Source organism: Rhodanobacter sp. GW835-FHT13D09 (genome assembly GCF_058793995.1).
Genome location: NZ_JBXAGL010000003.1, coordinates 186,487 through 210,623, shown reverse-complemented (window position 1 = coordinate 210,623; position 24,137 = coordinate 186,487). Strand labels below are relative to the sequence as shown.

22 protein-coding genes are annotated in these 24,137 nt (G+C 67.4%); 6 read left to right on the top strand and 16 right to left on the bottom strand.

Annotated elements, in window-relative coordinates; genetic code table 11:
- From AC1Q5A_RS06360 to AC1Q5A_RS06335, 6 genes are read left to right on the top strand one after another with little or no spacing between them, the layout of a single operon-like run.
- Complete coding sequence (locus AC1Q5A_RS06360) at positions 1-822, top strand: alpha/beta fold hydrolase (protein ID WP_492699397.1); 822 nt, start codon at positions 1-3, stop codon at positions 820-822.
- Between the two features lies 1 nt (position 823).
- Entirely contained in the window at positions 824-1,615 is a 792-nt protein-coding gene (mhpD, locus tag AC1Q5A_RS06355; RefSeq protein WP_492699395.1) for a 2-keto-4-pentenoate hydratase, read from the top strand.
- 23 nt (positions 1,616-1,638) lie between these two features.
- Positions 1,639-2,583 (top strand): acetaldehyde dehydrogenase (acetylating), encoded by a 945-nt coding sequence (locus AC1Q5A_RS06350; protein WP_492699393.1) that lies wholly within the window; start codon positions 1,639-1,641, stop codon positions 2,581-2,583.
- Positions 2,584-2,594: 11 nt separating this feature from the next.
- Positions 2,595-3,659, top strand: coding sequence for a 4-hydroxy-2-oxovalerate aldolase (dmpG, locus tag AC1Q5A_RS06345; protein ID WP_492699391.1), 1,065 nt, complete (start codon positions 2,595-2,597; stop codon positions 3,657-3,659).
- A 33-nt stretch (positions 3,660-3,692) separates the two neighbouring features.
- Positions 3,693-4,850, top strand: a complete 1,158-nt coding sequence (locus tag AC1Q5A_RS06340; protein WP_492699389.1) for an FAD-dependent monooxygenase — start codon at positions 3,693-3,695, stop codon at positions 4,848-4,850.
- The gene (locus AC1Q5A_RS06335; RefSeq protein ID WP_492699387.1) at positions 4,850-5,836 is read left to right on the top strand and encodes a PDR/VanB family oxidoreductase; all 987 of its coding nucleotides are present in this window, start codon (positions 4,850-4,852) and stop codon (positions 5,834-5,836) included. The genes AC1Q5A_RS06340 and AC1Q5A_RS06335 overlap by 1 nt, the downstream gene beginning before the upstream one ends.
- Before the next feature lie 66 nt (positions 5,837-5,902).
- Here AC1Q5A_RS06335 and gstA read toward each other — a convergent pair whose 3' ends face one another.
- The 16 genes from gstA to AC1Q5A_RS06255 form a co-directional block, all read right to left on the bottom strand.
- Positions 5,903-6,514: a glutathione transferase GstA gene (gstA, locus tag AC1Q5A_RS06330; RefSeq protein WP_492699386.1), complete on the bottom strand. Its 612-nt coding sequence runs from the start codon at positions 6,512-6,514 to the stop codon at positions 5,903-5,905.
- 7 nt (positions 6,515-6,521) lie between these two features.
- Positions 6,522-7,763, bottom strand: coding sequence for a multidrug effflux MFS transporter (locus tag AC1Q5A_RS06325; protein WP_492699384.1), 1,242 nt, complete (start codon positions 7,761-7,763; stop codon positions 6,522-6,524).
- Between the two features lie 45 nt (positions 7,764-7,808).
- Positions 7,809-8,990, bottom strand: a complete 1,182-nt coding sequence (locus AC1Q5A_RS06320) for an MFS transporter (RefSeq protein WP_492699382.1) — start codon at positions 8,988-8,990, stop codon at positions 7,809-7,811.
- 86 nt (positions 8,991-9,076) lie between these two features.
- Complete coding sequence (locus AC1Q5A_RS06315; protein WP_492699380.1) at positions 9,077-9,625, bottom strand: VOC family protein; 549 nt, start codon at positions 9,623-9,625, stop codon at positions 9,077-9,079.
- Between the two features lie 19 nt (positions 9,626-9,644).
- Positions 9,645-10,154: an aromatic-ring-hydroxylating dioxygenase subunit beta gene (locus AC1Q5A_RS06310; RefSeq protein WP_492699378.1), complete on the bottom strand. Its 510-nt coding sequence runs from the start codon at positions 10,152-10,154 to the stop codon at positions 9,645-9,647.
- Positions 10,154-11,545: an aromatic ring-hydroxylating oxygenase subunit alpha gene (locus AC1Q5A_RS06305; RefSeq protein ID WP_492699376.1), complete on the bottom strand. Its 1,392-nt coding sequence runs from the start codon at positions 11,543-11,545 to the stop codon at positions 10,154-10,156. The genes AC1Q5A_RS06310 and AC1Q5A_RS06305 overlap by 1 nt, the downstream gene beginning before the upstream one ends.
- Positions 11,546-11,605: 60 nt before the next feature.
- Positions 11,606-12,418 carry an SDR family oxidoreductase gene (locus tag AC1Q5A_RS06300; protein ID WP_492699374.1) on the bottom strand — a complete coding sequence of 271 codons (813 nt, stop codon included), beginning with the start codon at positions 12,416-12,418 and terminating at the stop codon, positions 11,606-11,608.
- Positions 12,419-12,437: 19 nt separating this feature from the next.
- Positions 12,438-13,568, bottom strand: coding sequence for an FAD-dependent oxidoreductase (locus tag AC1Q5A_RS06295; RefSeq protein ID WP_492699373.1), 1,131 nt, complete (start codon positions 13,566-13,568; stop codon positions 12,438-12,440).
- Positions 13,565-13,927 carry a Rieske (2Fe-2S) protein gene (locus tag AC1Q5A_RS06290; RefSeq protein WP_492699371.1) on the bottom strand — a complete coding sequence of 121 codons (363 nt, stop codon included), beginning with the start codon at positions 13,925-13,927 and terminating at the stop codon, positions 13,565-13,567. The genes AC1Q5A_RS06295 and AC1Q5A_RS06290 overlap by 4 nt, the downstream gene beginning before the upstream one ends.
- 27 nt (positions 13,928-13,954) lie before the next feature.
- The gene (locus tag AC1Q5A_RS06285; protein ID WP_492699369.1) at positions 13,955-14,890 is read right to left on the bottom strand and encodes a VOC family protein; all 936 of its coding nucleotides are present in this window, start codon (positions 14,888-14,890) and stop codon (positions 13,955-13,957) included.
- 82 nt (positions 14,891-14,972) lie between these two features.
- Positions 14,973-17,390, bottom strand: coding sequence for an efflux RND transporter permease subunit (locus tag AC1Q5A_RS06280; RefSeq protein WP_492699366.1), 2,418 nt, complete (start codon positions 17,388-17,390; stop codon positions 14,973-14,975).
- A gap of 21 nt (positions 17,391-17,411) precedes the next feature.
- Positions 17,412-18,458 (bottom strand): WD40/YVTN/BNR-like repeat-containing protein, encoded by a 1,047-nt coding sequence (locus AC1Q5A_RS06275; RefSeq protein WP_492699364.1) that lies wholly within the window; start codon positions 18,456-18,458, stop codon positions 17,412-17,414.
- Positions 18,459-18,474: 16 nt separating this feature from the next.
- Positions 18,475-19,833 carry a DUF1329 domain-containing protein gene (locus AC1Q5A_RS06270; protein ID WP_492699362.1) on the bottom strand — a complete coding sequence of 453 codons (1,359 nt, stop codon included), beginning with the start codon at positions 19,831-19,833 and terminating at the stop codon, positions 18,475-18,477.
- A gap of 25 nt (positions 19,834-19,858) precedes the next feature.
- Positions 19,859-21,562 carry a DUF1302 domain-containing protein gene (locus AC1Q5A_RS06265; protein ID WP_492699360.1) on the bottom strand — a complete coding sequence of 568 codons (1,704 nt, stop codon included), beginning with the start codon at positions 21,560-21,562 and terminating at the stop codon, positions 19,859-19,861.
- Positions 21,563-21,617: 55 nt separating this feature from the next.
- The gene (locus AC1Q5A_RS06260) at positions 21,618-23,087 is read right to left on the bottom strand and encodes an NAD-dependent succinate-semialdehyde dehydrogenase (RefSeq protein ID WP_492699358.1); all 1,470 of its coding nucleotides are present in this window, start codon (positions 23,085-23,087) and stop codon (positions 21,618-21,620) included.
- Between the two features lie 7 nt (positions 23,088-23,094).
- Positions 23,095-24,114 (bottom strand): dihydrodipicolinate synthase family protein, encoded by a 1,020-nt coding sequence (locus AC1Q5A_RS06255; protein WP_492699357.1) that lies wholly within the window; start codon positions 24,112-24,114, stop codon positions 23,095-23,097.
- Positions 24,115-24,137: the final 23 nt, after the last annotated feature.

The window sequence follows — 24,137 nt, the reverse complement described above, 5'->3', positions numbered from 1 at the left end:
ATGAGCGCCAATCCCGAAATCGGCAAGACCATCCGCACTGGCGACATCCTCACCAACTACCAGGATGTCGGCAACGGTGCGCCGGTGTTGCTGCTGCACGGTTCCGGCCCCGGCGTCAGCGCCTGGGCCAACTGGCGCGGTGTGCTGGCCACGCTCAACGACCAGTTCCGCCTGCTGGCGCCGGATCTCGCCGGCTTCGGCTACAGCGAAGTGCCCGACGGCATCACCTACTCGCGCGCCACCTGGCTGACCCAGATCGTGCAGTTCCTCGACGCACTGGGCATCGGGAAAACCCACCTCGTCGGCAATTCCTTCGGCGGGTCGATGGCACTGGCGCTGGCCATCGCCCATCCCGAACGGGTGGACAGGATCGTGCTGATGGGCAGCGTCGGCGTGCCCTTCGAGCTGACCCCGGGCCTGGACGCGGTGTGGGGCTACCAGCCCTCGTTCGAGAACATGCAGTCGCTGATGAAGAACGTGTTCGCCTACGATCCGTCGCTGGTCGGCGATGCGCTGGTTGAATCGCGCCATCAGGCCAGCCTGCGCACGCAGGACGCGTTCGCCTCGATGTTCCCCGCACCGCGCCAGCGCTGGGTGGAAGCGATGGCGCACAGCGAGGCCGACATCCGCGGCATCCGGCACTCGACGCTGATGGTGCATGGACGCGACGACAAGGTGATTCCGGTGTCGACCTCGCTGACCATGCATCAGTGGATCGACAACAGCCAGGTGCATCTGTTCGGTCGTTGCGGCCACTGGACGCAGATCGAGAAGGGCGCGGAGTTCTGCGCGCTACTGCGCGACTTCTTCAAGGCCGCCTGACATGAGCGACGCCAACACCATCACCCGGGCCGCGGAAATGCTGCGCCACGCGGCCGCCACCGGCGAGTTCATCGCGCCGCTGCGCGAGACCTTCCCCGGGCTCGACACCGACGCCGCCTACGCGGTGCAGAAACTCAATACCGGGCTGAAGATAAAGAACGGCGCGCGCATCGTCGGCGCCAAGATCGGCCTCACCTCGCCCGCGGTGCAGCGGCAGCTCGGCGTCGACCAGCCCGATTACGGCGTGCTGTTCGACGACATGGGCTTCGGCGAGGGCCTGCCGATTCCGCTGGCCGGCCTACACCAGCCGAAGGTCGAGGCCGAAGTGGCGTTCGTGCTTGGCCGCGACCTGGCCATGGAAAACCCCGGCCTGGTCGATGTGCTGCGCGCGGTCGACTTTGCCCTGCCGGCGCTGGAGATCGTCGGCAGCCGCATCGCCAACTGGAACATCAAGCTGGTCGATACCGTCGCCGACAACGCCTCCTCCTCCGCCTTCGTGCTTGGCGGCACGCCGCGCAGACTCGACGGGCTGGACCTGCGCGGCTGCGCGATGCGCATGACGCGCGACGGCGACACCGTGTCATCCGGCTCGGGTGCCGCCTGCCTCGGCCACCCGCTCAATGCGGTGGTGTGGCTGGCCCGCACGATGGCCCGCCACGGCGCACCGCTGAAGGCCGGCGAGCTGATCCTTTCCGGCGCGCTCGGCCCGATGGTCGCGGTCGCGGCCGGCCAGACCTTTCACGCCGGGATCGACGGTCTCGGCAGCGTCACGGCCGTGTTCGACGCGCAGTGACCCCTTCCAGAGACAGGTACCCCATGACTGACAAGATCAAGGCGGCGATCATCGGCAGCGGCAACATCGGCACCGACCTGATGATCAAGCTGCTGCGCCACGGCCGGCACGTAGAGGTCGCCGCAATGGTCGGCATCGACCCGGCCTCCGACGGCCTCGCGCGCGCCCAGCGCATGGGTGTGGCGACCACCCACGAGAGCGTCGAGGGGCTGGCGCGCCTGCCGGTATTCGACCACCTCGACATCGTGTTCGACGCCACCAGCGCCGGCGCCCACGTGAAGAACGACGCCTTCCTGCGCACGAAGAAACCCGGCATCCGCATGATCGACCTGACGCCCGCGGCGATCGGTCCGTACTGCATTCCGGTGGTGAACGGCGAGGCGCACCTGGACGCGCCGAACGTCAACATGGTGACCTGCGGCGGCCAGGCGACGATCCCGATGGTGGCAGCGGTGTCGCGCGTGGCGCGGGTGCACTACGGCGAGATCGTCGCCTCGATCAGCAGCAGGAGCGCCGGCCCCGGCACGCGCGCCAACATCGACGAGTTCACCGAAACCACCTCCAGGGCGATCGAGGTGATTGGCGGCGCGGCCAAGGGCAAGGCGATCATCGTGCTCAATCCGGCCGAGCCGCCGCTGATCATGCGCGATACGGTCTACACACTCAGCGATTTCGCCGACGAGGACGCCATCGCCGCCTCGGTCGCGGAGATGGCCGCCGCCGTGCAGGCCTACGTGCCCGGCTACCGGCTCAAGCAGCATGTGCAGTTCGACCGTATCGACAGCCCGATCCGCATCCCGGGCGTGGCCGATCGCATCACCGGCCTGAAGACCTCGATCTTCCTCGAGATCGAGGGCGCCGCGCATTACCTGCCCGCCTACGCCGGCAACCTCGACATCATGACCAGCGCCGCGCTGCACACCGCCGAGCGCATGGCCGAACGCATGCTGCCGGCGAAGGTCGCCTGAGGACAACCGCGATGAACAAGAAGATCTATATCTCCGACGTGACGCTGCGCGACGGCAGCCATGCGATCCGCCACCAGTACAGCGTCGAGCAGGCCCGGCAGATCGCCCACGCGCTGGACCAGGCCAAGGTCGACTCGATCGAGGTCGCCCACGGCGACGGCCTGCAGGGTGGCAGCTTCAACTACGGCTTCGGCGCCCATACCGACCTGGAATGGATCGAGGCGGTGGCCAGCGTCATCAAGCATGCGAAGATCGCCACCCTGCTGCTGCCCGGCATCGGCACGGTGCACGACCTGAAGGCCGCCTACGACGCCGGCGCCCGCATCGTGCGCGTGGCCACGCATTGCACCGAGGCGGACATCTCGCGCCAGCACATCGAATACGCACGCAAGCTCGGCATGGACACGGTCGGCTTCCTGATGATGAGCCACATGCAGACCCCGCAAGGCCTCGCCGAACAGGCGAAGCTGATGGAGAGCTACGGCGCGACCTGCTGCTACGTGGTCGATTCCGGCGGCGCGCTCAGCATGAACGAGGTGCGCGACCGCTTCCGCGCCTTCAAGGACGTGCTCAAGCCGGAGACGCAGACCGGCATGCACGCCCACCACAACCTCAGCCTGGGCGTGGCCAACAGCATCGTCGCCGTCGAGGAAGGCTGCGACCGCATCGACGCCAGCCTGGCCGGCATGGGCGCCGGCGCCGGCAACGCGCCGCTGGAAGTGTTCATCGCCGCGGCCGAGCGCCTGGGCTGGAACCATGGCACCGACCTCTACAAGCTGATGGACGCCGCCGACGACATCGTGCGCCCGCTGCAGGATCGCCCGGTGCGGGTGGACCGCGAGACGCTGGCGCTGGGCTACGCCGGCGTGTACTCGAGCTTCCTGCGCCATTCGGAGGCGGCGGCGAAGAAGTACGGCCTGAAGGCGGTGGACATCCTGGTCGAACTGGGCCGCCGCCGCATGGTCGGCGGCCAGGAAGACATGATCGTGGACGTGGCGCTGGACCTGTTGAAGCAGGTCGGGCGGACGGCAGAGACCGAGCCGGCGGTCGCCACATCGGCGGCGGCGCGGGTCTGAACGAATTACCGGCGCACGCGCCGAACCAGGGCAATGCACGAGGGGGGCAACATGGGAACGGGAATGGGCGCAAGCGCGCTGAAGGTACTCATCGTCGGCGCGGGGGTTGGCGGCATGTCCGCTGCGATCGCGCTGCGCCGCATCGGCGTGGCGGTCGAGCTGATCGACATCAACCCGAAATGGGGCATGCTCGGCGCCGGCCTCACCATCACCGGCCCGACGCTGCGCGCCTTTCGGCAGCTGGGCGTGCTGGACGGCATCAAGGCGCACGGCTACACCGGTGAGGGCATCCAGGTGCGCGACTACGCCAGCGGCGACCCGATCCGCCTGCTGGACACGCCGATGCCCGCCGATGCCGACGCGCCCGGCAGCGGCGGCATCATGCGTCCGCGTCTGCACGAGGTGCTGGCCGCGCGCCTCGCCGAAGCCGGGGCGCCAGTGGGGCTGGGCATCACCGTCGATGCGTTGAACCAGGGCGCCAGCGGCGTCGATGTCGTGTTCAGCGACGGCAGCACGGGCCGTTACGACCTGGTGCTGGGCGCCGACGGGGTGATGTCCAGGGTGCGCCGGCTGATCATCCCGGACGCGCCGCCGGCCGAATACACCGGCCAGAACGTATGGCGCGTGACCGTGCCGCGTCCGGCCTCGGTCGAGCGGCGCACCTATTTCCTCGGCGGCCCGCTCAAGGTCGGCTTCACCCCGGTGTCGGACAGCGAGATGTACATGTTCGTGCTGGAGACCGCGCCGAAGACGTTCCGCGACGAGGCCAACCTGCACGTCCCGCTCAAGGCCATGCTCAAGGATTACGGCGGCGACGTAGCGCGGGTGCGCGATGCGCTGACCGAAAACGACCACATCGTGTTCCGCCCGCTGGAAGCGTTCCACCTGCCCACGCCGTGGTACCGCGGCCGCGTGCTGCTGATCGGCGATTCGGCACACCCGACCACGCCGCAGCTCGCGTCGGGCGCCGGCATGGCGATCGAGGACGCGCTGGTGCTGGAAGACCTGCTGGCTGCGAGCCAGGATGTTCCACAGGTGCTCGCCGCGTTCATGGCCCGCCGCGAAGAGCGCTGCCGCATGATCGTGGACGGCTCGATCGAGATCGGCCACCTCGAACAGACGCGGGCCCCGGTTGCCGAACAGACCGCCGTCGTCCAGCGCGTGCTGGCCAAACTCACGGAAGCCATCTGATGAACGCCGTCCGCCTTCCCACCATCGAAGACAAGCCCATGCAACTGGTCGTCCGCTGCCGCACCCGGCAGGCCGAAGACATCGTCGCCATCGAGTTGGCGGCGCCCGACGGCGGGCTGCTGCCGCCGTTCGGTGCCGGCGCCCATATCGACCTCAAGCTCGGCAACGGCTTGTCGCGCAGCTACTCGCTGGTCAACGACCCGGCCGAGCGCGAGCGCTATGTCATCGCGGTCAACCGCGACCCGAACAGCCGCGGCGGCTCGGTGTTCGTGCACGATGCGCTGCAAGCCGGGCAAGTGCTCGATGTCGACGGCCCGCGCAACAACTTCGCCCTGGTCGAGGACGCGCCGCTGGTGGTGCTGATCGCCGGCGGCATCGGCATCACCCCGCTGTACTGCATGGTGCAGCGGCTCGAGGCGCTGGGCCGGCCGTGGAAACTGTTCTACGGCGCGCGCAGCCGGCCGAAGTGCGCCTATCTGTCCGAACTCATGGCGCTCGAGGAAAAGTCACCGGGCCGCGTGCGGATGCACTTCAACGACGAGCACGGCGGCAAGGTGCTCGACCTGCCCGCCGCCGTGGCGGCGACGCCGCCGGATGCGCACCTGTACTGCTGCGGTCCGGTGCCGATGCTGGAAGCGTTCCAGCAGGCGACCGCCGATCGCGCGGAAGGCCACGCCCACGTCGAGTACTTCTCCGCGCACCAGGATGCCGCCGTCGAAGGCGGCTTCACGGTCGAACTCAGGCGCAGCGGCCGCAGCTTCGTGGTGCCGCCCGGCAAGAGCATCCTGCACGTGCTGCTGGAGGCCGGGCTGGATGTCGCGCACTCGTGCCAGGAAGGCGTCTGCGGATCCTGCGAAACCGCCGTGATCGAGGGCGAGCCCGACCATCGCGACGACTACCTGACCCCGTTCGAGCATCGCTCGGGCAAGAAGATCATGATCTGCTGCTCGGGCTGCAAGTCGGGCAAGCTGGTGCTGGACCTGTAATCGATCGCTGCGCCACGGCGAAGCCCGGGCATGGCCGGGGCTTCGCGTCCACCAGGCAACCAAGGGTCAGCACAGGCCTTCGGCCTGGAGCGCCGCCTGCACGCCCGGGCGCGCCGTCACGCGCTGGAAATAGGCGGCGATGTTCGGCCACTGGTTGATGTCCAGTCCCGCGGCACCCAGCCACCGCAATGTGGTGTACAGGTAACCATCGGCGACGCTGAAATCGTCGCCGAGCAGGTATTGCCTGCTTGCCAGCTCGCCGTCGACATAACCGTAACGACGCTCGAGATTGGCCTTGGCCACGCCCTGCCAGATCACGTCGCCCCTGGCCGCCGGATTGAGGAAGGCGCCGTAGCTCTTGTGCAGTTCGGTCGCGATGAAATTCAGCCAGGTCTGCAGACGGTAGCGCGGCAGCGTGCCATTGGCCGGGGCCAGTCGCTTCTGCGGCGCCTGGTCGGCGATGTATTGCACGATCGCCGAGCCTTCGGTGAGCAGCTCGCCGCCCTCCAGCAGCAACGCCGGTACCTGGCCCTTGACATTGACCGTCCAGAAATCGACACCACTGCCGGTGACTTTCGCCGCCAGGTCGACCGACTCGGCCGCGTACTCCAGGCCGGATTCCTCCAGCGCGATATGCGGGCTCAGCGAACAGGCGCCCGCCTTGTAGTAAAGCTTCATGTTGACCTCAGGTCGGGGTGGGTTTGGATTGCGCTTCGGTGCCGGCCAATGCTTCCCGCGGACGGATCAGCCACCACCAGATCGCCAGCGCCAGGCAGGAGCAGCCGGCCATGGTTGTGGTCATCGACAACGCCGCGTTTGCATCGCCGAATGCGGCCACCAGCGCCGCGGCAGCGGCACCGCAGAGCATCTGGATGAAGCCGAGTGTGGCGGCGGCCACGCCAGCCATCCTCGCCATCGGCTGCATGGCGCCGTGCGCGGCGTTGGGCGCGACCATGCCGAAGCCGAACACGCAGGCCAGCAGCGGCGGATAGATGACAAGCAAGGACGTTGCGCCCAGATGGACCAGCACGGTCAGGCAGACCGCGCACAGACTGGCCAATGACAGGCCGACGGCAAGCAACGCGTGCCCGGAGACGTTCCTGCAGCTCAGTACCCCGCTGACGAAGGAGCCGAGCAGGATACTGACGGCGGTCCCGGCAAAAGCCAGGCCGTACTGCATGGGAGACAGTTGCAACCACTGCATCATCACATACGCCGAACCGGCCACCCAGGCGAACATGCTGGCGAAGGAAAGCCCCATCACCATGACGTAAGGGAAGCTCAGCGGATGGCGCACGACCTTCGCATAGGCGTCGATGATGCGCGTGGCCGTCCACGCGTCCGGATCGCCTCGCTGCAGCGATTCACCCAGGCCCAGGCCGATCCAGGCAAGCAGCAAGGCGCCGCCGCCGCCGAGTGCGGCGTAGATCGCCCGCCAGTCACCCGCCGCATGCAGAATCAGCACGCCGATGGTGGGCGCGATCATCGGCGCGACGTTGATGACCGTGGTGACGAAGGACATCTTCGCGCGCCCGGCCTGCCCCTCGAAACAATCGCGCACCATCGCAAACACCATCACCATCCCGGCACCCGCCCCACAGCCTTCGAGGAAGCGCATGGCCAGCAGGAATTCGATGGTCGGCGCCAGCGCACACAGGACGCTGGCCGCGCTGAACAGGGCCACGCCGAAGAGCAGGACCGGGCGACGGCCGTAGCGGTCGGACAGCGGCCCGAACAACGGCTGGGCCACCGCGAAGCCGGCCATGAAGGTGGACAGGGTCAGGGTCGCCGCGCCGGCACTGGTGTGCAGGGTGTTCGCGATCTGCAGCAATGCCGGCAACGCGGTATCGATCCCGAACGGCGGCAACATGCCCAGCGTGCCGAGCAGCAGGGTGAAGGCGATCGACTCAGGCTTGATGCGGCTCATGGGTCATCCGGTCGAAGGGCGTTTTCACGGCGTTTCCCGACGCGCCTAGGCGGTCTGTGCGAGCGGCAAGGCGGCCAGCGACTGCCCCCGCAAGCTGCGGCGGGTCTGGTTGAACAGCACGAGCTCGATCGCCACCAGCACGATGGCGGCGTAGCCGATCGCCTCGAAGCCGATGAACTTCACCAGCGTGCCACCGAGGAACGGCGCGATCGCCGCGCCGACCATCAGCATCGCCGGTGTACCGGCCACCACGCGCCCACTCGGATCGAGCCGCGCCAGCAGCCCGAAGGCGTAGGTATGGGTGAACAGGATGGTGAAGGCCATCAACGCGCCGCTGGCGGCGTACAGCGCGTAGTTCGAGGTATGCGTGACGATCATCGCGAACACTGCCTGCAGCGCGGGGACCGTGGAGATCACCGTCGCCGCCGGCAGGCGCCTCTCCAGCAGCGCGGCCAGCGGTGCCGGGAACACGGTCACGATGCCATAGATCACCAGTGCCATCGACACCTGCCTGAGGTCGAAGCCGCGTGCATCGCCGATGCGCTCGAAGAAGCTGAGCGTCATGGCCTGGGTCATCGCCAGCAGGGCCACGCCGATCACCGAGCACCATACCGCCCGACCGAGCGGCGGCAACGCAACCCCTTTGGTCGGCTCCCCGTGTGCAGCAGTGGGCTGCGCCGGCCGCGGGAAATACAGCAGCGCCGCCACGAAAGCTGCCGTCATCACCACGACGAACGCGTAGAACAGTACCGGCCCACCGAAACGGGCCACGATGCCCGGCGTGCTGCCGAGGAACACGATGCCGAACAGGCCGATCGCCAGCCCCACCCAGGCGAACAGCCGGTGCGGGTTGGCGGCCCGCCCGATGGTGCCGTGGGTGAAGCTGAGCGCGGTGCCCGCGGCCACGCCACCGACCAGGTGCAGCACGGCCAGCACCGGAAACGCGGTATTCCACGCCGACAGCAGGAACGCCAGCGCGGCCAGGCCAAAGCCACCCACCGCCATCCGCTTGGCGCCGAAGCGGTTGAAGCGCGGCGCGAAGAACACGCTGGCCACGCAGGCGCCGACCAGGAACAGCGTCGCCAGGCCACCGGCTTGCTGCGGGTCGAACCGGTAGCGGCCGACCAGCGTGCCGACCCACACCGGCAGCGCGACCAGGTCGAGCATGCCGGCGCAGTGCGCCACCATCAGGGTGGCGATGCCGCGCTTGCTTTCGGTGGTGATCATGGCGTCCCTCCGCGGGGGCGTGGCCTAGGTGGTGAACCGTTGCCCTCCCCCGCCGCCATGCAGCGCAGGGAGGTCATGCCGTGCGCTCAGCGCTGGGTGATGCTGACGTTCTCGCCGCGCTTCAGGCGGTCCATCGCCTTGGCGTTCTCGCCATCGACGTAGTACAGCTCGGTGAAGCAGCCGATGTGCTCGCGCGTGTCGAAGTAGGCCCAGCGGCAGTTGCCGCGGTCGCTCAGGAACAGGCCGGCCATCGCCTTGGTCAGGCCCAGGCCCAGGTAGTGCGACTCGGCGCTGAAGTACTCAGCCTGATCGACCTGGCGGAAGCCGATGTGGTGCGGCCCCTGCGCGCCACGGTCGAGCCAGTCGGCGTAGACGCTCCGGCCGCCGTCGTGGCGGGCCAGTTCGATCAACGTGTCGGCGGCGTAGCCGTAGGCGCAGCTGAACTGGAAATCACCCGGCTGGCCGTAGTACTCCTTGTCCACCTGTCCCTTGGCCAGGTCGATCGCCTTGTTCCAGACGGTGATGCCGTTGGCTTTGGTGAAGAACTCGATGCTCTTGTCCAGATCACGGGTGACGAAACAGACCTGGTCGAAGCGGCGACCGAGGATGTTGAACAGCTCGTTGTTGTTGCCCATGGTTTGCTCCCCCGACGGGTCAGACGAACACGCCGAGGTTCGGCGTCATCAACACCACTTCGGCGATCAGCGCCTCGCGCCGCAGCAGCTTCGGGCCGGCTTCGGTCAGACGCAGCTGGTCCTGGCGGCGCACCGGGATGGTGTCGCCGACGTCGCCGTGGCCACGCTGGCGGAACAGCAGCAGCGCGCTTTCCACCGCGATCACGTCGTCGCAATCGGTTGGCGTGACGATCACGCTGCCGACCACGCGCAGCGTGCGCGAGGGCGGCGTCTCGGCCCATGCCGCGCCGGTGTCCAGGCGCTTGATGCGGGTTTCCACGTGCACCTTGCTGTCCATCAGGCGGTAGGCGCCGGCCGGAAATTCGGCGGCGTAGTCCAGCCGCGCCTCACGCAGCGGCACGTGATAGACCAGTTCGTCGTCCAGCATGGCAAACCATTCCCAGAAGCGCCGTTCGTCCAGCAGCTTCGCTTCGGTGGCCAGCCACTCCTGCGCCAGCAGATAGAGTTCCGCTTTGCTCGGCGTGTTCATCATTCGTGGTCTCCGTGACAGTCCACCGCGGCATCGCAGACCGGTGCGGGCGTCGGCCGGCGCATGTCCCTGAGCCAGCGGCGCCAGAACTCCTCCTGCAGGTATTCGCCGTAGATGGTGTCGTAGTACTTGCCGGGGCCCTGCCAGTTTTCATCGGCCGGGCGGCGCTTCTGCTGGTAGTGCAGGCGCACGCCGTCCTTGCGGTTCCACGGGCTGTTGGCGGCCTTGGCGACGCCCTCCCACACGGCGGTGTCGTCCTGCTCGAAGATGCCGCCGGAGCCGAAGCCGAACACGCCGGCCAGGTAGCTTTCCTGCATGGTCGCCGCATCGGCGAAGGCGTACTCGAACTGCCAGTTCCAGAGCTCCATCACGCCCGGTGAGACCGGCTGCCACATGCGGATGCTGGTGAACGGGAACGGGCGCCCGCCCGGCGTCGCCGGCTGGGGGAAGCGCAGGTAGCTGAAGTTCGGGAAGACGGTGCCCACGGTCGGCGGTGCCTTCTTGATCATCTCCACCTGCACCTCGTCCAGCCCGGAGAAATCGAACTGCTCGACCATCGCCTTCGGGTAGCCCCAGAACTCGAAATCCGGTCCCCACTGGCTCAGCTCGTGACCGATGAAGCTGTTGCCGTTGCCGAAGTCGTAGCCGCGCGCGATCGTGCTGACCTGGCGCACGTCGGGAATGAAGCCGGACAGGCCCGCCGACAGGTGGCCGGTGCTGACGTGGTAGGCGTCGCCGGCAAAATTCTCCGCGCCACTCTTCCAGTCGGCGCGCACGGTGAAGCGCTCCGGCGGCTTGATCGCCACCATCCCCTTGGGATGCAGGCCGACGATCGTCTCCAGCGCCCAGGCCATGCCGCCGAGGTATTCCCGCAGCGGCGGCACGTCATCGCTCAGGCAGGCGAACACGAAGCCGTGGAAACTCTCCACCTTCGGCGCGCGCTTGAGGCCCCAGGCCTGCTTGTCCAGCGCCGCACCATAGGCATCGGCGAAATGCGGCGCGCCGGAGAACTCGCCCTTGAGGTTGTAGATCCAGCCGTGGTACGGGCACTTGAAGTGACGGGTGTTGCCGGTGTCCTCGTGGCAGACCTGGCTGCCGCGGTGGCGGCAGTGGTTGAGCATCACGTTGACCCTGCCCTCGTCGTCGCGCGCCACGATCACCTGGTCCAGGCCGATCTTGCGCAACACGTAGTCGCCCGACTTCGGAATCTCGCTCTCGTGGGTCACGAACACCCACGCGCGGGTGAAGATGCGGTCCATCTCCGCCCTGAACACGGCGTCGTCGCAGAAAACCTCGACCGGCAGCAGGCCTTCGTCCAGGCTTTTCTCGACCCGATCGAGCAACTGGTGCAGCTGGTTCTCTTCCGCCGTTACCACGTTGAATCTGTACATACCGCTCATTCCTCGGATGAAACGGGCACCTCGCCAAGATCGAAGCGCCCGGCAATGCCTTCAGTCCTTCCCCTGCGTCAGCACCGGCCGGTTCAGCAGGCCCTGGTCGGCAACGACAATCTGCCCGGTCATGATCCGGTTCTGCCGCGAGGCAAGAAACGCATAGACCGGCCCGTGATCCTCGGGCGACGGCAATTCGTGCAACAGGCTCAGCGCACGGAACACCTTGAGGAACGCATCCTTCGGAATGTCCGACTGCCTCTGCCCGTCCAGCCCCAGCGCGCGCGGCCCGCGCAACTGGCTGTTGGCTATGCCGGCCGGCGCGACGCCATTGACGCGCACCGATGGCGAAAGCTCAAACGCCAACTGGCCGACCAGGCTGCGGATAGCTCCCTTGCTTGCCGTGTACATCACGCCGCCGCCATCCGCGGCGTAGGCGGCGGTGGAGGTGGTCAGCACGATTGCCCCGCTGCTGGCAGCGAGCAGGTCGGCGAACACGCGCACCGAGAGCACGTAGCCCTTGACGTTGACGTGCATGATCTCGTCGAACAGCGCATCGAGCCGCTCCGGCGGCGTGTCCAGCAGCGGCACGTTGCCGTCGAAGATGCCTTGCACGCCGATCAGCGCATCGAGCCGGCCGTAGCGTTCGATCACGGCCGTGCGGCAAAGCTGGAGGTCGTCGAGCCGCGTCACGTCAGCCTGGATCGCCAGCACCTCGCCGCCGAACTCCTCGCGCAGCGCGCGTACCTTGTCGGCGGAATTGTCCAGTACCGCGAGCTGCGCGCCCTCGGCCAGGCAATGCCGGGCCACGCCCAGCCCGAGACCGGAGCCGCCGCCAGTCACCAGCACCACGTGGTCTTGCAGTAGCTTCATCGTCGGTTCCATGCAGCACTCAGATGGGTGACGCCAGCGCCGCGAACGACTCGCGCATGATGCGCGCGTGCTCGCCCTTGTCGCCGTTGCAGATCTCGATCTGGCCCAGCCGCGCGGAGTTCTCGACCACCATGCGGCAACGTTCCCAGCGCCGTGCCTGGAAGCGCTCCAGCGCCTCGCCCAGCGTCGGCGCGGACTCAACTTCCTGGGCCAGGACGATGGCATCCTCGATGCCGATGCAGGCACCGGAGGCCAAATGCGGCGTCGTCGCGTGCACGGCATCGCCGATCAGCACGATGCGCCCCCGGTACCAGGGTTTCTGCACCAGCAGCCCTTCGAGCGGACGGAAGATGATCAGCGACTTGTCGTCGATCTGTGCGCTCATGCGCTGCACCGCCGGGTCGCTGAACTGTGCCAACAGGTCGCGCAGGTGCGACACGAACGACTCCGGCGGAATGTGCTCGTTGGTCGGCCGGTTCTCGTTGGCAAACAGGTACATCTCGCGCGACGACACCGGATTGACGCCGATCTTCAGCTTCTCGCTGATCCACAGCATGTTGCGCTCGATGTCACCGCGCGGCAGCACCGCGCGCCAGACACCTTGCCCGGTATAGCGTGGCCTCGGCGCATCGGTCAGTAGCGCTTCGCGCGTCTTCGAGTAGAGTCCATCGGCGCCGACGACCAGATCGTAGCGGCTGCTGTTGCCATCGGTGAATTCCACATCGACGCCATCGGCGTCCTGCTTCAGCGACTTGAAGCTGCAACCGAGCCGGATATCGGCACCGGACGCCAGCGCCGCATCGGCGAGGATCTTGGCCAGCACCGGCCGCATCACCGCGCCATTGCCCGGCACGTCACTGCCCGCGATGCGCGGCGTCGGCAGCTGGCCGAGCAGCCGGCCATCGGGCGACATCACGTCGACGCCGTCGTTGGCATAACCCTCCTCGAGGAAGCGATCCAGGATGCCGAGCGTGCGGAATGCGCGCAGCGTCGCACCTCCAATGCTGATGCCGGCGCCATACGCGCGCCAGCTCGGATCGAGCTCGACGAGATCGACGGCGATGCCGCGCCTGCGCAGCTCGATCGTCGCCGACATGCCGGAAAAGCCGCCGCCGATCACCAGCGCCCTGCGAATGGATGGGTCGTTCATGGCTGGCTCCCGGAACATGGCAAGGTCGCGCGCAGCTCGCCGCCGTCGGTGACCGTCAGCGGCACCTTGGTCAGCGACTCGCCGCAACACGGACCGAGCAGGCACTTGCCGCTGGCGATGTCGAACTGCGCGCCGTGCGCGAAGCAGACGATGCGCGTGCGCCTGGCGTTGAGGTACTTGTGCCGCCGGTACGGCAACGGCGTGACGAGCTCGTGCGGGCAGCGATCGAGCCATCCGTACAGGGCTGCGCCCTGGCGCACGACAAACAGCGTGTCGCGCCCGGTGTGGGCCGGATCGAAGCCGCACGAATCCCCGTCGGGGATGTCGTCGATGCGGCCGAGAGTGACTTGCATGCTCATGGGCGTGTCAGCGTGAACGGGAAGGCATCAGTGGCCGGCGCCGGCGCCGGGCGGCGGACCGAGCGGCGACCATTTTTCGCGCAGCTGCAGCAGGTAGGCCTGCGTGTGGTCGGTGGCCGCCGGCGCCGAGCGCGGCTGCCAGTGGCGGTCGTGCAGGTCCATGTCCGCGTCGTACTCGAAGCGGCAGCCCAGCGGGCTGTTGAAATACCAGAACCAGTTCGAGCCCATGATGTGGCGACCCGGCCCCCAGAAGCTCTGGTAGCCCTTCCTGTCGAAAGCGATGCCAGCGGTCATCAGTTCCTGCGGGCCACCGAGGTGGAACGCGATGTGCTCCATGCCCTGCATCTGCGGCGGAGTCGGGATGAGGAACAGCTGATGGTGTTCCAGCGCGCCGCCGGACTGCAGGAACATGCCGGTGCCGAGACGATCGGTGGCGCGAAAGCCGATGCGGCGATAGAACGCCTCCAGCCTGGCCGAGTCCGGCACGAACAGCGCGAAGTGGCCGATGGTGCGCGGCTTCGGCAGCGGCGCATCGGTTACCACGCCAAGCTCGTTCGGCTGGCGTGCCCACGGCGCGCCTGGCGCGTTGACTTTCTCCACCGGCAGCTCGATCGCGCGGCGCACAGTCACGCGAAAGCCCAGCACGAAACCCAGGTCGTCCACCGCCTCGATGGAACCGTCATCCCCGCGCTTCACCTCGCGGTCCTTCGCCAGTTCGGCGGCGATGGCGTCGACGCTGGCCTGGTCCGCGCAACCCCAGATGATCTTGCGCAGCATGTTGCCGGTCGGCAGCGGCGGCGGCAACGCCGCGTCGTCGCCGGGCCGGACGATGATCGCCGTGCCATCGAGGGTTTCGTGGATGCCGTCGCCAGCGTCGGTCAGCCCGTAGTCCTGCAGGTACTGCAGGGTGACGGCGAGGTCGTCGACGCCGAATACCAGTGCATCGGGTCCGATGATTTTCATGCTGCGTTCTCCACGTTGAATCCGATGCGTGCGGCCACGCCGCATCGCGCGATGGTGGCATGTGCGGGGCGCCCATACACGTTCATGCGTTCCCTCGGCCCGGCAGCGAAATCGCATGGAGGTCGTGCGCCGCGGTCGAGCGCAGCGTGGCCGGACGCAGCAGAAAGTGCGCCAACGCCGGCAGCAGCACCAGCGCACCGAACATGTTCCAGAGGAACATGAAGGCCAGCAGCAGCCCCATGTCGGCCTGGAACTTGATCGGGCTGGCGATCCAGGTGATCACGCCGATCGCCAGCGTCACGCCGGTCAGCGTGACCACGCGGCCCGTGAACAGCAGTGCGCGGTAGTAGGCTTCGGACAGGCTCTTGCCCTCGCGCAGTTGCGCCAGCGTGACGCTGAGAATGTACAGCGCGTAGTCCACACCGATACCCACGCCCAATGCGATCACCGGCAACGTCGCCACCTTCACGCCCATGCCGAGCGCCACCATCAACGCCTCGGCCAGCACCGACGTCAGCATCAGCGGCAGGACCGCCACCAGCACGGCGCGCCAGGAGCGGAAGGCGATAAAGCACAGCAGCACCACCGCGCCGTAGACCAGATACAACATATGGCGCCAGGCCTGCTTGACGACGATGTTGGTAGCTGCCTCGATGCCGGCCGAGCCGGCGGCGAGCCGGAACTTCACGTCGCTGGTGTCGTTGGCCCTGGTGAAGGCCTCGATGTGGTCGACCACGCGGGTCAGCGTGTCGGCCTTGTGGTCACGCAGGTAGACGTACACCGTCAACAGGGAACAGGCATCGTTGTATAAACCGCGTGGCGCCCCTGCCGTCACGGTGTTGAGCATGGACTGGTTCGGCGTGAGGTCGTACCACTTGGGATTGCCCTCGTTGAGGGCCGAGAGCATGCGCCGGTTCAACAGCGCCAGCGTGCTGGTGCTGTCCACGCCATCGAGCTGGCGCAGCTCCCACTCGAGCGCATCGATTTTGTTCAGCGTGGCATAGTCCGCGCACTGGCCATCCGGCGTCTCCACCATCACCGCCAGCACGTCACTGGACGCGCCATAGGCATGGTTGATGAAGGCGACGTCGCGGTTGTAGCGGCTGTCGGCACGCAACTCCGGGGCGCCCGGATCGAGATCGCCGATCTTCAGATGCCGCGAGGTGGCGTAGCCCCCTGCCGCCAGCAGCACCGCCGCGATCACCGCTGCCGTCGCCCAGCGACGCTGCGTGAAGTGGTCGAGCAGCGCCCACAGGCGATGCCGCGCACCGCCGGCCTCGACGGTGGCCTCCGCGCGCAGGCTGCGCTCGGCCGCCTTGCTGCTGACTCCGACGAAGCTCAGCAGGATCGGCAGCAGGATCAGGTTGGTGAAGATCAGCATCGCCACGCCGATCGACGCGGCAATCGCCAGTTCGCGGATCACCTGGATGTCGATGACCAGCAGCACCGCGAAACCCACCACGTCGGCCAGCAGCGCGGTAAGGCCGGCCATGAACAGCCGGCGGAAGGTGAGTCGCGCGGCGACCAGCTTGCCCATGCCGCGGCCGATGTCCTGCATGATGCCGTTCATCTTCTGCGCGCCGTGGCTCATGCCGATGGCGAACACCAGGAACGGCACCAGGATCGAATACGGATCGAGCGAATAGCCCAGCAGCGGAAGCAGGCCGAGCTGCCAGATCACTGCGGTCAGCGAGGCCACCACCACCAGCACGGTCGAGCGCACGCAGCGGGTGAACCAGTACAGGATGCCCATCGCGATGAGCACGGCCAGCGCGAAGAAGCCCAGCACCGCGTGTACGCCGTCGATCAGGTCGCCGACGAGCTTGGCGAAGCCGGTGATGTGGATCTCTACGCCCTGCTTGCCGTACTTGCCGCGCAGGGCCTCGATCCGCCCGGCCAGCTTGCCGTAGTCCAGCGCATGGCCCTCGCTGTCGGTCTCCAGCAGCGGCAGGTAGATCATGCTCGAACGCGCATCCAGCGCCACGGTCTGGCCGATTTCGCCCGAGCGCGCGACGTTGATCTCCAGCTTCTCCAGCGAGGCCGGCGAGCCGTCGTAGCCATCGGGGATCACCGGGCCGCCCTCGAGGCCGTCCTCGGTCACGCCGGTCCAGCGCGTTGACGGCGTCCACAGCGACTTCATATGCGCGCGGTCGACACCGGGCACCAGGAACGCCTCGTCGTTGAGCTTGCGCAGCACGTCGAGATAGTTCGCGTCGTAGATGGTTCCGCGCGGGTTGGCCACCGCGATGCGCACCGCGTTGCCCAGGCCGGCCAGGTCGGCGCGGTGTTTGAGGTAGTTCTGGATGTACGGGTGGTGCTGCGGAATGGTCTTCTCGAAGATCGAATTGAGCACCAGGTGCCTGGACTGGAAGCCCAGCACCGCGGTCGCCAGCACGCACAGCAGCAGCACGACCAGGCGGTGGTTGAACAGTGCCCGCTCGACCAGCGATCCGGAACGCGGATCGAAGTCCTTCGGGTTTTGTGCAATAGCGCATTTCATGACAGACATCGTTGGCGATCCTTATGCGTTCAGCGGCACCACGCCCTGCATGGTGAGCGCCAACAGGTGGCCAGGGGCGGGGGCGACCAGCGCATTGATCGGCGGCAATGCCGTTTGGTTGACGGGCTGCAGCCGGTCGCCGGCCAGGCGCAGCACGCTGCCGGACTGGTCGCCGAACAGCAGCGCGCCGTCGGCCAGCGGCAGCGAAGTAGTGATCGAGGCTATGCCGGGTACCGCCAATTCCGACCAGCTTTGACCGTCATCGCGGCTGATCCACGCGTTGCCACGCAGGCCGGCCAGCACGATGTCGCGCTGGCCCGGCAGCTCCAGCGCGAAGAAGCTGCCCTTGTACGGCGTCGGCAGGCGGTGGAAGCTCGCGCCGTCGTCGTCCGAGCGCAGCAGCAAGCCCTGCTCGCCGGCGATGACGATGCTGTTGCCGCGGCGGCGCAGCGCATAGCCGTAGTGCTCGTCCGGATTGTCGAGGCGATCCATCCACGGCGTCCACGACCTGCCGCCGTCACCCGAGGCGTAGGCCAGGCCGTAGGCACCGACCGCGATGATACGTTGCGTGCCGACCATCAGCACGTCGAGAAACGGTTTGTCCGGGCCGTCGGCGACCAGCCGCTCGGCACGGCGCAGCGCGGCCGGGTCGCCGCCGGCGTGCGCGGCGGCGAGCGCCAGAGCTGCCGCGCGCCGGCCGTCGAGCACCAGCGACCAGCTGGCGCCCGCGTCGGCGCTGACGAGCACGACGCCACCATGCCCGACGGCGACGCCGTGCGCAGTGTCGGCAAAGCGCACCGCGGTGAGCGTCACGCTGACCGGCACCGGACTCTGCCGCCAGCTCGCACCGTAGTCGTCGGACAGCAGCACCAGGCCGTGTTCGCCGACCGCCACGATGCGCTGGCCGGCCAGCGCCGCGCCCAGCAGCACGGCGCGGCGGCCGTCGCGCACCCTGATGGCCGGACGATCGAGCGGCCCGGTCACCGCGGCGCGCGCCAGGCCGGCGAACGGCAGGGCCAGCATCAGCCCCAGTACCTCGCGCCGCGACCAGTTTCTCTCATGCATCATCGGGCTGCACCATCGCTCACTGCAGGCTGTCGGCGGCCATCGCCTGGGGGCTGAAGTACTGGTCGGGACGACGCGGCTTCAGGCCGATCTGGCTGGACTTGCTGTTGAACAGCTGGCCGACGAAGGCCGCTCCCGAGATCAGGTCGTTGAAGCCGTTGGAACCGACCAGCACGCCCGGTACGTCGGGTGCCACGAAGGTCTGCGTCCACAGCGTCTTCCACAGCTGGCCATTGGCGTCCCAGCGGTCGCCGAGCACGCAGATCCAGGTGTCCTCGTCGCAGTAGTAGCGGCTGTGCGGTGCCTGGTGGCGCTTGCCGGGCTTGAGCGTGGCGTCGACGACCCACACGCGGTGCAGTTCCCAGCGCATGTGGTCGGGGTTGTAGCCGTGCTTGCCGAGCACGTCCTGGTCCCTGGTCGGCTGCATGAAACCGTTGGCGTTGTACGGGATGTACATCTCCTTCTTGCCGACGATCTTCCAGTCGAAGCGATCGAGGCGGCCGGTCCAGGTGTAGATCTCGTCGAAGCTCATCACGCCGGCGGCGGCGGGCGTGGGCGTGTCGCAGCAGGCGTTCGGCAGCTTGCGTACGCGGCGCTGGCCGGTCAGGTACACCCAGGTCTGCAGGTTGTCCGGGTTGATGTTCTCGTGCGCCAGCAACGCCTCGCCGGCACGCAGCGGCGGCCCGCTGTTGCGGATGCGCACATCCCAGGTCACGCCGTCGCCCTTCTCGAACGCCGCCGCCGAACCGTCCTTGTAGTAGTACGGGAACTGCTGGTCGCCGTCGGTATCGGAGATCAGCACCGCGCGGCCATCGGTGGTGATCTGCCACCATGTGTTGGAGAAGCCCCACGACTCGCCGTTCCAACGCAGGATGTGATTCCACATCACTTCCTCGCCGGTCTTCGGAAGCGGGAACGGGATACCGCCGTAGACGCCCTTCGGCACGCCGTCCTGGATGTGGCCGCCGGTCGCGTTCTTGAGCGTGTTGTCGTACACCCACTGCGGCGCGGACGCGGTGCGGTGCGTCTTGTACACGTTGATGTGGAAATCGTCCGGGTACTTCTTCAGCATGGCCCGGGTGCCATCGGTCAGCTTGTCGGCGTACTGCTCGACGTTCCTGGCGGTGATGGTGAACAGCGGCTTCTCATCCTTGAACGGATCGCCGCGGCGGCCGCCAGGCTTGTCGCCGGGGATCGGCCGGGTATAGCCGCCATCCCAGGCCGGGATGGCGCCGTCGGCACTGCCCGCCCGCTCGGCGCCCAGCGGCGTCAGGTCGCCCTTGAGCCTGGCTGCCTGGTCCGGGCCCACTCCCGCCATCGCCGGCATCGCGGCAACCATGGCCAGCGTCAGCCATGCACTCTTGAAAGTCATCTTCATCGAATCGTCTCCTAACGGGCCGTGATCAGAAGCTGCGCTTGAGGGTGAACGCGACGAAGTCGCGGTCCTTCAGCGTTTGCCCCCATGTGTACGGTGGTGCCTGGGCCAGGGCCAGGTCCGAGCTGAGCAGCGTGTCCGCACGTCCGTAGAAATGCGTGTACGCGAGGTTGATGGTCCAGGCGTTGTTGTAGGTGCCGGCGAGACCCACGGTGATGTCGCCGCCGTTTTGCGGCGGCAGCACGCCCGGGCCGACGGCCAGCGAACGCGAACCCTTCGGTGCGTAACCGACCCCGATCGGCACGCCGAGGTCCAGCCCCGGCAGGATCTGTCGGTACATCGGCGTGAACACGAAGCGCAGGCCCCAGGCGTCGCGCGAGCCGTTCGGGTCGAGCGCCGGTGCGCCGCCACCCGGCGGGGCGGCACAGTTTTTCGCGCAACTGAGCATCCGGTTCCACGCCGCCTCGCCCACGAACGTGGCCTCGCGCCACAAAGCGGACGGGCTCAGCGACCAGATCGACGAGACGTTGAGGTGCGCCGTGCGGCCAATCGCATAGGCAGGATGGCCGCGGTTGTCCGATGCCGGCAGCGGAAAGCCGGTGATCACCGACAGGAAGGCAGATGGGTCGGCGGTGCCGCCCGAGGAGGCGAGCGATGCATGGTTGCGGATCGAGGCCTCGACCGCCAGGTTGACGCTGCCGAAGCTGCGGCTGGCGCTGGCGCCGAACAGCGTGCTGCCCTGGCCATATACCTGCTGGAAGCCGATCGGCTGCGGCCCCCGCATGCCCATGCCGACCAGCGTCACGATCTGCGGCGACTTGTCGTGGAAGCGCAGCGCATAAAGGCCGAAGTCGGTCTCGCTGACGTTCCAGCGCAACTGCACACCGCCTTGTCCGCTGTTCTTCGGCTTCAGGTCGGCGCGACGATCGGCGGCGAAGCCGGGACCCACCCACATGTGTTCCGCGCCAGGGCCGAAGATGTCGCTCGGCGAGAAGTAGCTGCCGACCGCGGGGAAGCGGTTGGCACGCCAGTCGAACTGGTAGTACGCACCGACGGAGATGTCGGGCGTGATCTGCATCTGCGCCGAAATCTGCGGAACCGGCAGCACGAACTCCTTCGCCTGCGCGGTGGGATCGGCCTGCAGGCGACCGATGTCGAACGAGCTCTGCGCGCCGGCAATGCCGTTGCCGGCGAAGAACAGCGACTCGCCCCAGACCAGTGCATGCCGCCCCAGCCGCACCGTGAGCGGCATGTCGCCGGGATCGAACCGGTAGAACACGAAGGCGTCACGCAGCTCCACCTCGCGGCCCTGCAGGCGGCGTGTGGTGGCGGTAAAGTCGTTCGAGCCGACCGAGGTCTGATTCGGCACCGCCCCGCCCGCGAAGCCCGGGTTGTCGTTGCTGGTGTTGTAGACCGTGTCGTACCAGCCGGCTGCGCTGACGCGCACGCCGAAGTTGCCGCGATAGGTGGCATCGAGCTCGCTGAGCAGTTCGACACGATTGGAGACCAGACCCTTGTCGAAGTTGCGGTCGCCGTCGTCGAAGTTCGCGCCGGCCAGCAACGCGGAGTTCTGCCCCTTCACGCGGAAGGTGGCGTTATAACGGAACGTGTTGGTCCAGTTGACCTTCCAGTCGCCGCCGCCGTCCTCCGCGGCCGCGGTGGTGGAAAGACCCAGCAGGATCGCGACCGCGATGACCCTGTATGCAGGTTGACGCGTCTTTGGGATTAACACAGATGCCCCTCCTCATCCGATGTCGAGCGTTGTTTTTTTCGATCTCGCGGCCCCCTCAGGCCAGCGCGAGCCCGTCCCAGCACAGGTACTTGATTTCCAGAAACTCCTCGATGCCGTACTGGGATCCCTCGCGTCCCAGTCCGCTTTGCTTGATTCCGCCAAACGGCGCGACCTCGCTGGAGATCAGGCCAGTGTTGATGCCGACCATCCCCGATTCCAGGCCTTCGGCCGCACTCCAGATGCGTGCCGCGTCGCGGCTGAACAGGTAGGCGGCCAGGCCGAATTCGCTGTCGTTCGCCATCGCGATGGCTTCGGCATCGGTCTTGAAGCGCACCAGCGGCATCACCGGACCGAAGGTTTCCTCGACCGCGACGGCCATGCCCGGTTTCACGTCGGCCAGCACGGTCGGCTCGTAGAAGCCGCCGCCAAGCGCGTGGCGTTTGCCGCCGGCAAGCACCTTCGCACCGCCGCTCACGGCGTCGCCGACCTGCTCCTCGACCTTGTCCACCGCTTTGGCGTCGATCATCGGGCCGATCTGCACGCCTTCGTCCAGGCCGTTGCCGACCTTCAACCGGGCCACCCGTTCGGCCAGGCGCCGGGCCAGTTGGTCATAGATGCCGTCCTGCACCAGCACGCGATTGGCGGCGATGCAGGACTGACCGGTATTGCGGAACTTGGCGACCAGGATGCCCTCGATGGCCGCATCCAGGTCCGCGTCGTCGAACACGATGCACGGCGCATTGCCGCCCAGCTCCATCGAGCACTTCTTGATCGTCGCCGCCGACTGTGCCAGCAGCACGCGGCCGACTTCGGTCGAGCCGGTGAAGGTGAGCTTGCGCACCAGTGGATGCGCCGTGAGCACGCCGCCGATGGCGCGGGTGTCGCTGCCGGTGACCACGTTGAACACGCCGGCCGGCACGCCGGCGCGGATCGCCAGCTCGCCCAGTGCCAGCGCCGTCAGCGGCGTCTGGCTGGCGGGCTTGACCACCATCGAGCAGCCGGCGGCCAGCGCGGGGCCTGCCTTGCGGGTGATCATCGCGGCCGGGAAGTTCCACGGGGTGATCGCCGCGCACACGCCGATCGGCTGCTTCAGCACGACGATGCGCTGGCTGTCCTTCGGCGCCGGGATCACGTCGCCGCGGACACGCTTGGCCTCCTCGGCGAACCACTGCATGAAGCCGGCGGCGTAGTCGATCTCGCCGCGCGCCTCGGCCAGCGGCTTGCCCTCTTCCAGAGTGATGATCGTCGCCAGGTCCTCGCGGTGTTCCAGCATCAGCTGGTACCAGCGATACAGCACCTCGGAGCGCTGCCTGGCGGTGGTCGTGCGCCACTGGCGGAATGCCCGGTCGGCGGCATCGACCGCAGCGGTGGTCTCAACCTCCTTGCAGCGCGGCAACCGGGCCAGCAGCTCGCCGGTGGCCGGGTTGTGCAGTTCCGAGTAACCGTGCGGCGTCTGCTCGACCCAGCGGCCATCGATCAGCGCCGCCTCGCGCCATAGTTTCGGATCCTTCAGCAGGCTCTTCATGCGGACCTCAACACGGGAAACGGCCAACCAGGAATTGGCTGTCCGGGTCGTCGGTGACCGGCAGCCCGGAAGCGACCAGACCCTGGCGCAGGGTCTTCATCCAGCGGTCGGGGAGGCGTGCGCCCGGCGCACGCAGCGGGCCACCATTGAAACCGGCCAGCCAGTCCATGTATTTCCAGTGCGCGCGGTTGATGTAGTTGGAGCCGGGCATGTACGAACCGGTAGCCGCGCTGACCGCGTTGCGCGCCGGTTGTACCTGCCAGTACAGCTCCATGGCTTCGTCCCAACGGCCACTGCGGGCCAGACTGAACGCCTTCGGGAAGTAGTCACTCATCCACTGGGTGTAGCTGGTGCCGGAAAACTGCAGGTCCATCAGGCTCATCAGCGGGATGATGTCGCTCTCGATCGGACAGCTGATCACCACCTCCTTGCGGAAGCGGTGGTAGCTCTCGATCAACCCGCCAACGTGCGGAAAGCCCTGTTCGGCCTTGATCGAGACGATGTTCGGGCACTCGTCCAGCAGACAGCGGACCAGTGCGTCGGACATGCCCTTGGGATGGATCCGCTCGAAACCCCACAGCGGGATCGGGAACAGCATCACCGCCAGGTCGGTGGCGTCGCAGAACGCCCGGGTGTAGTCGTAAATCTCCGCTTCGCTGGTCGGCCAGAAATTGGAGGGGTACGACAGCAGCGCGATGTCGGCACCGGCCCGTTCGGCCAGCTTCACCGCCTCGATGTTCTCCTCCAGCGTGCCGAAGCCGGCGTGGAAGAACAGGCCGAGCTTGTCCCCAGCGGCGTCCCGCGCCCACGCGGTGAACTGCGCGTTCTCCTGCGGGGTGATCGCCACCTCGGTGCACAGCAGGGTGTAGGTGAAGCCCAGCTCGACCAGCTTGCCGATGTCATGACGGATGCCCTGCTCGTTCAGACGCTTGAGGTCTCGGCTGTAGCTGGGGATGGTCACCCCGGAGCAGCCGACGAGGTGTTCGCGTGCCCAGGCACGGGCTTCTTGGCGTTGATATTTCGGCATCGGGAAGTCTTCAGGCTCGGGGA

What these genes read in the sequence shown, in the direction of transcription:
- AC1Q5A_RS06360 (WP_492699397.1), top strand. Translation starts at nt 1, where the DNA reads ATGAGCGCCAATCCCGAAATCGGCAAGACCATCCGCACTGGCGACATC.
- mhpD (WP_492699395.1), top strand. Translation starts at nt 824, where the DNA reads ATGAGCGACGCCAACACCATCACCCGGGCCGCGGAAATGCTGCGCCAC.
- AC1Q5A_RS06350 (WP_492699393.1), top strand. Translation starts at nt 1,639, where the DNA reads ATGACTGACAAGATCAAGGCGGCGATCATCGGCAGCGGCAACATCGGC.
- dmpG (WP_492699391.1), top strand. Translation starts at nt 2,595, where the DNA reads ATGAACAAGAAGATCTATATCTCCGACGTGACGCTGCGCGACGGCAGC.
- AC1Q5A_RS06340 (WP_492699389.1), top strand. Translation starts at nt 3,693, where the DNA reads ATGCACGAGGGGGGCAACATGGGAACGGGAATGGGCGCAAGCGCGCTG.
- AC1Q5A_RS06335 (WP_492699387.1), top strand. Translation starts at nt 4,850, where the DNA reads ATGAACGCCGTCCGCCTTCCCACCATCGAAGACAAGCCCATGCAACTG.
- gstA (WP_492699386.1), bottom strand. Translation starts at nt 6,514, where the DNA reads ATGAAGCTTTACTACAAGGCGGGCGCCTGTTCGCTGAGCCCGCATATC.
- AC1Q5A_RS06325 (WP_492699384.1), bottom strand. Translation starts at nt 7,763, where the DNA reads ATGAGCCGCATCAAGCCTGAGTCGATCGCCTTCACCCTGCTGCTCGGC.
- AC1Q5A_RS06320 (WP_492699382.1), bottom strand. Translation starts at nt 8,990, where the DNA reads ATGATCACCACCGAAAGCAAGCGCGGCATCGCCACCCTGATGGTGGCG.
- AC1Q5A_RS06315 (WP_492699380.1), bottom strand. Translation starts at nt 9,625, where the DNA reads ATGGGCAACAACAACGAGCTGTTCAACATCCTCGGTCGCCGCTTCGAC.
- AC1Q5A_RS06310 (WP_492699378.1), bottom strand. Translation starts at nt 10,154, where the DNA reads ATGAACACGCCGAGCAAAGCGGAACTCTATCTGCTGGCGCAGGAGTGG.
- AC1Q5A_RS06305 (WP_492699376.1), bottom strand. Translation starts at nt 11,545, where the DNA reads ATGTACAGATTCAACGTGGTAACGGCGGAAGAGAACCAGCTGCACCAG.
- AC1Q5A_RS06300 (WP_492699374.1), bottom strand. Translation starts at nt 12,418, where the DNA reads ATGAAGCTACTGCAAGACCACGTGGTGCTGGTGACTGGCGGCGGCTCC.
- AC1Q5A_RS06295 (WP_492699373.1), bottom strand. Translation starts at nt 13,568, where the DNA reads ATGAACGACCCATCCATTCGCAGGGCGCTGGTGATCGGCGGCGGCTTT.
- AC1Q5A_RS06290 (WP_492699371.1), bottom strand. Translation starts at nt 13,927, where the DNA reads ATGAGCATGCAAGTCACTCTCGGCCGCATCGACGACATCCCCGACGGG.
- AC1Q5A_RS06285 (WP_492699369.1), bottom strand. Translation starts at nt 14,890, where the DNA reads ATGAAAATCATCGGACCCGATGCACTGGTATTCGGCGTCGACGACCTC.
- AC1Q5A_RS06280 (WP_492699366.1), bottom strand. Translation starts at nt 17,390, where the DNA reads ATGAAATGCGCTATTGCACAAAACCCGAAGGACTTCGATCCGCGTTCC.
- AC1Q5A_RS06275 (WP_492699364.1), bottom strand. Translation starts at nt 18,458, where the DNA reads ATGATGCATGAGAGAAACTGGTCGCGGCGCGAGGTACTGGGGCTGATG.
- AC1Q5A_RS06270 (WP_492699362.1), bottom strand. Translation starts at nt 19,833, where the DNA reads ATGAAGATGACTTTCAAGAGTGCATGGCTGACGCTGGCCATGGTTGCC.
- AC1Q5A_RS06260 (WP_492699358.1), bottom strand. Translation starts at nt 23,087, where the DNA reads ATGAAGAGCCTGCTGAAGGATCCGAAACTATGGCGCGAGGCGGCGCTG.
- AC1Q5A_RS06255 (WP_492699357.1), bottom strand. Translation starts at nt 24,114, where the DNA reads ATGCCGAAATATCAACGCCAAGAAGCCCGTGCCTGGGCACGCGAACAC.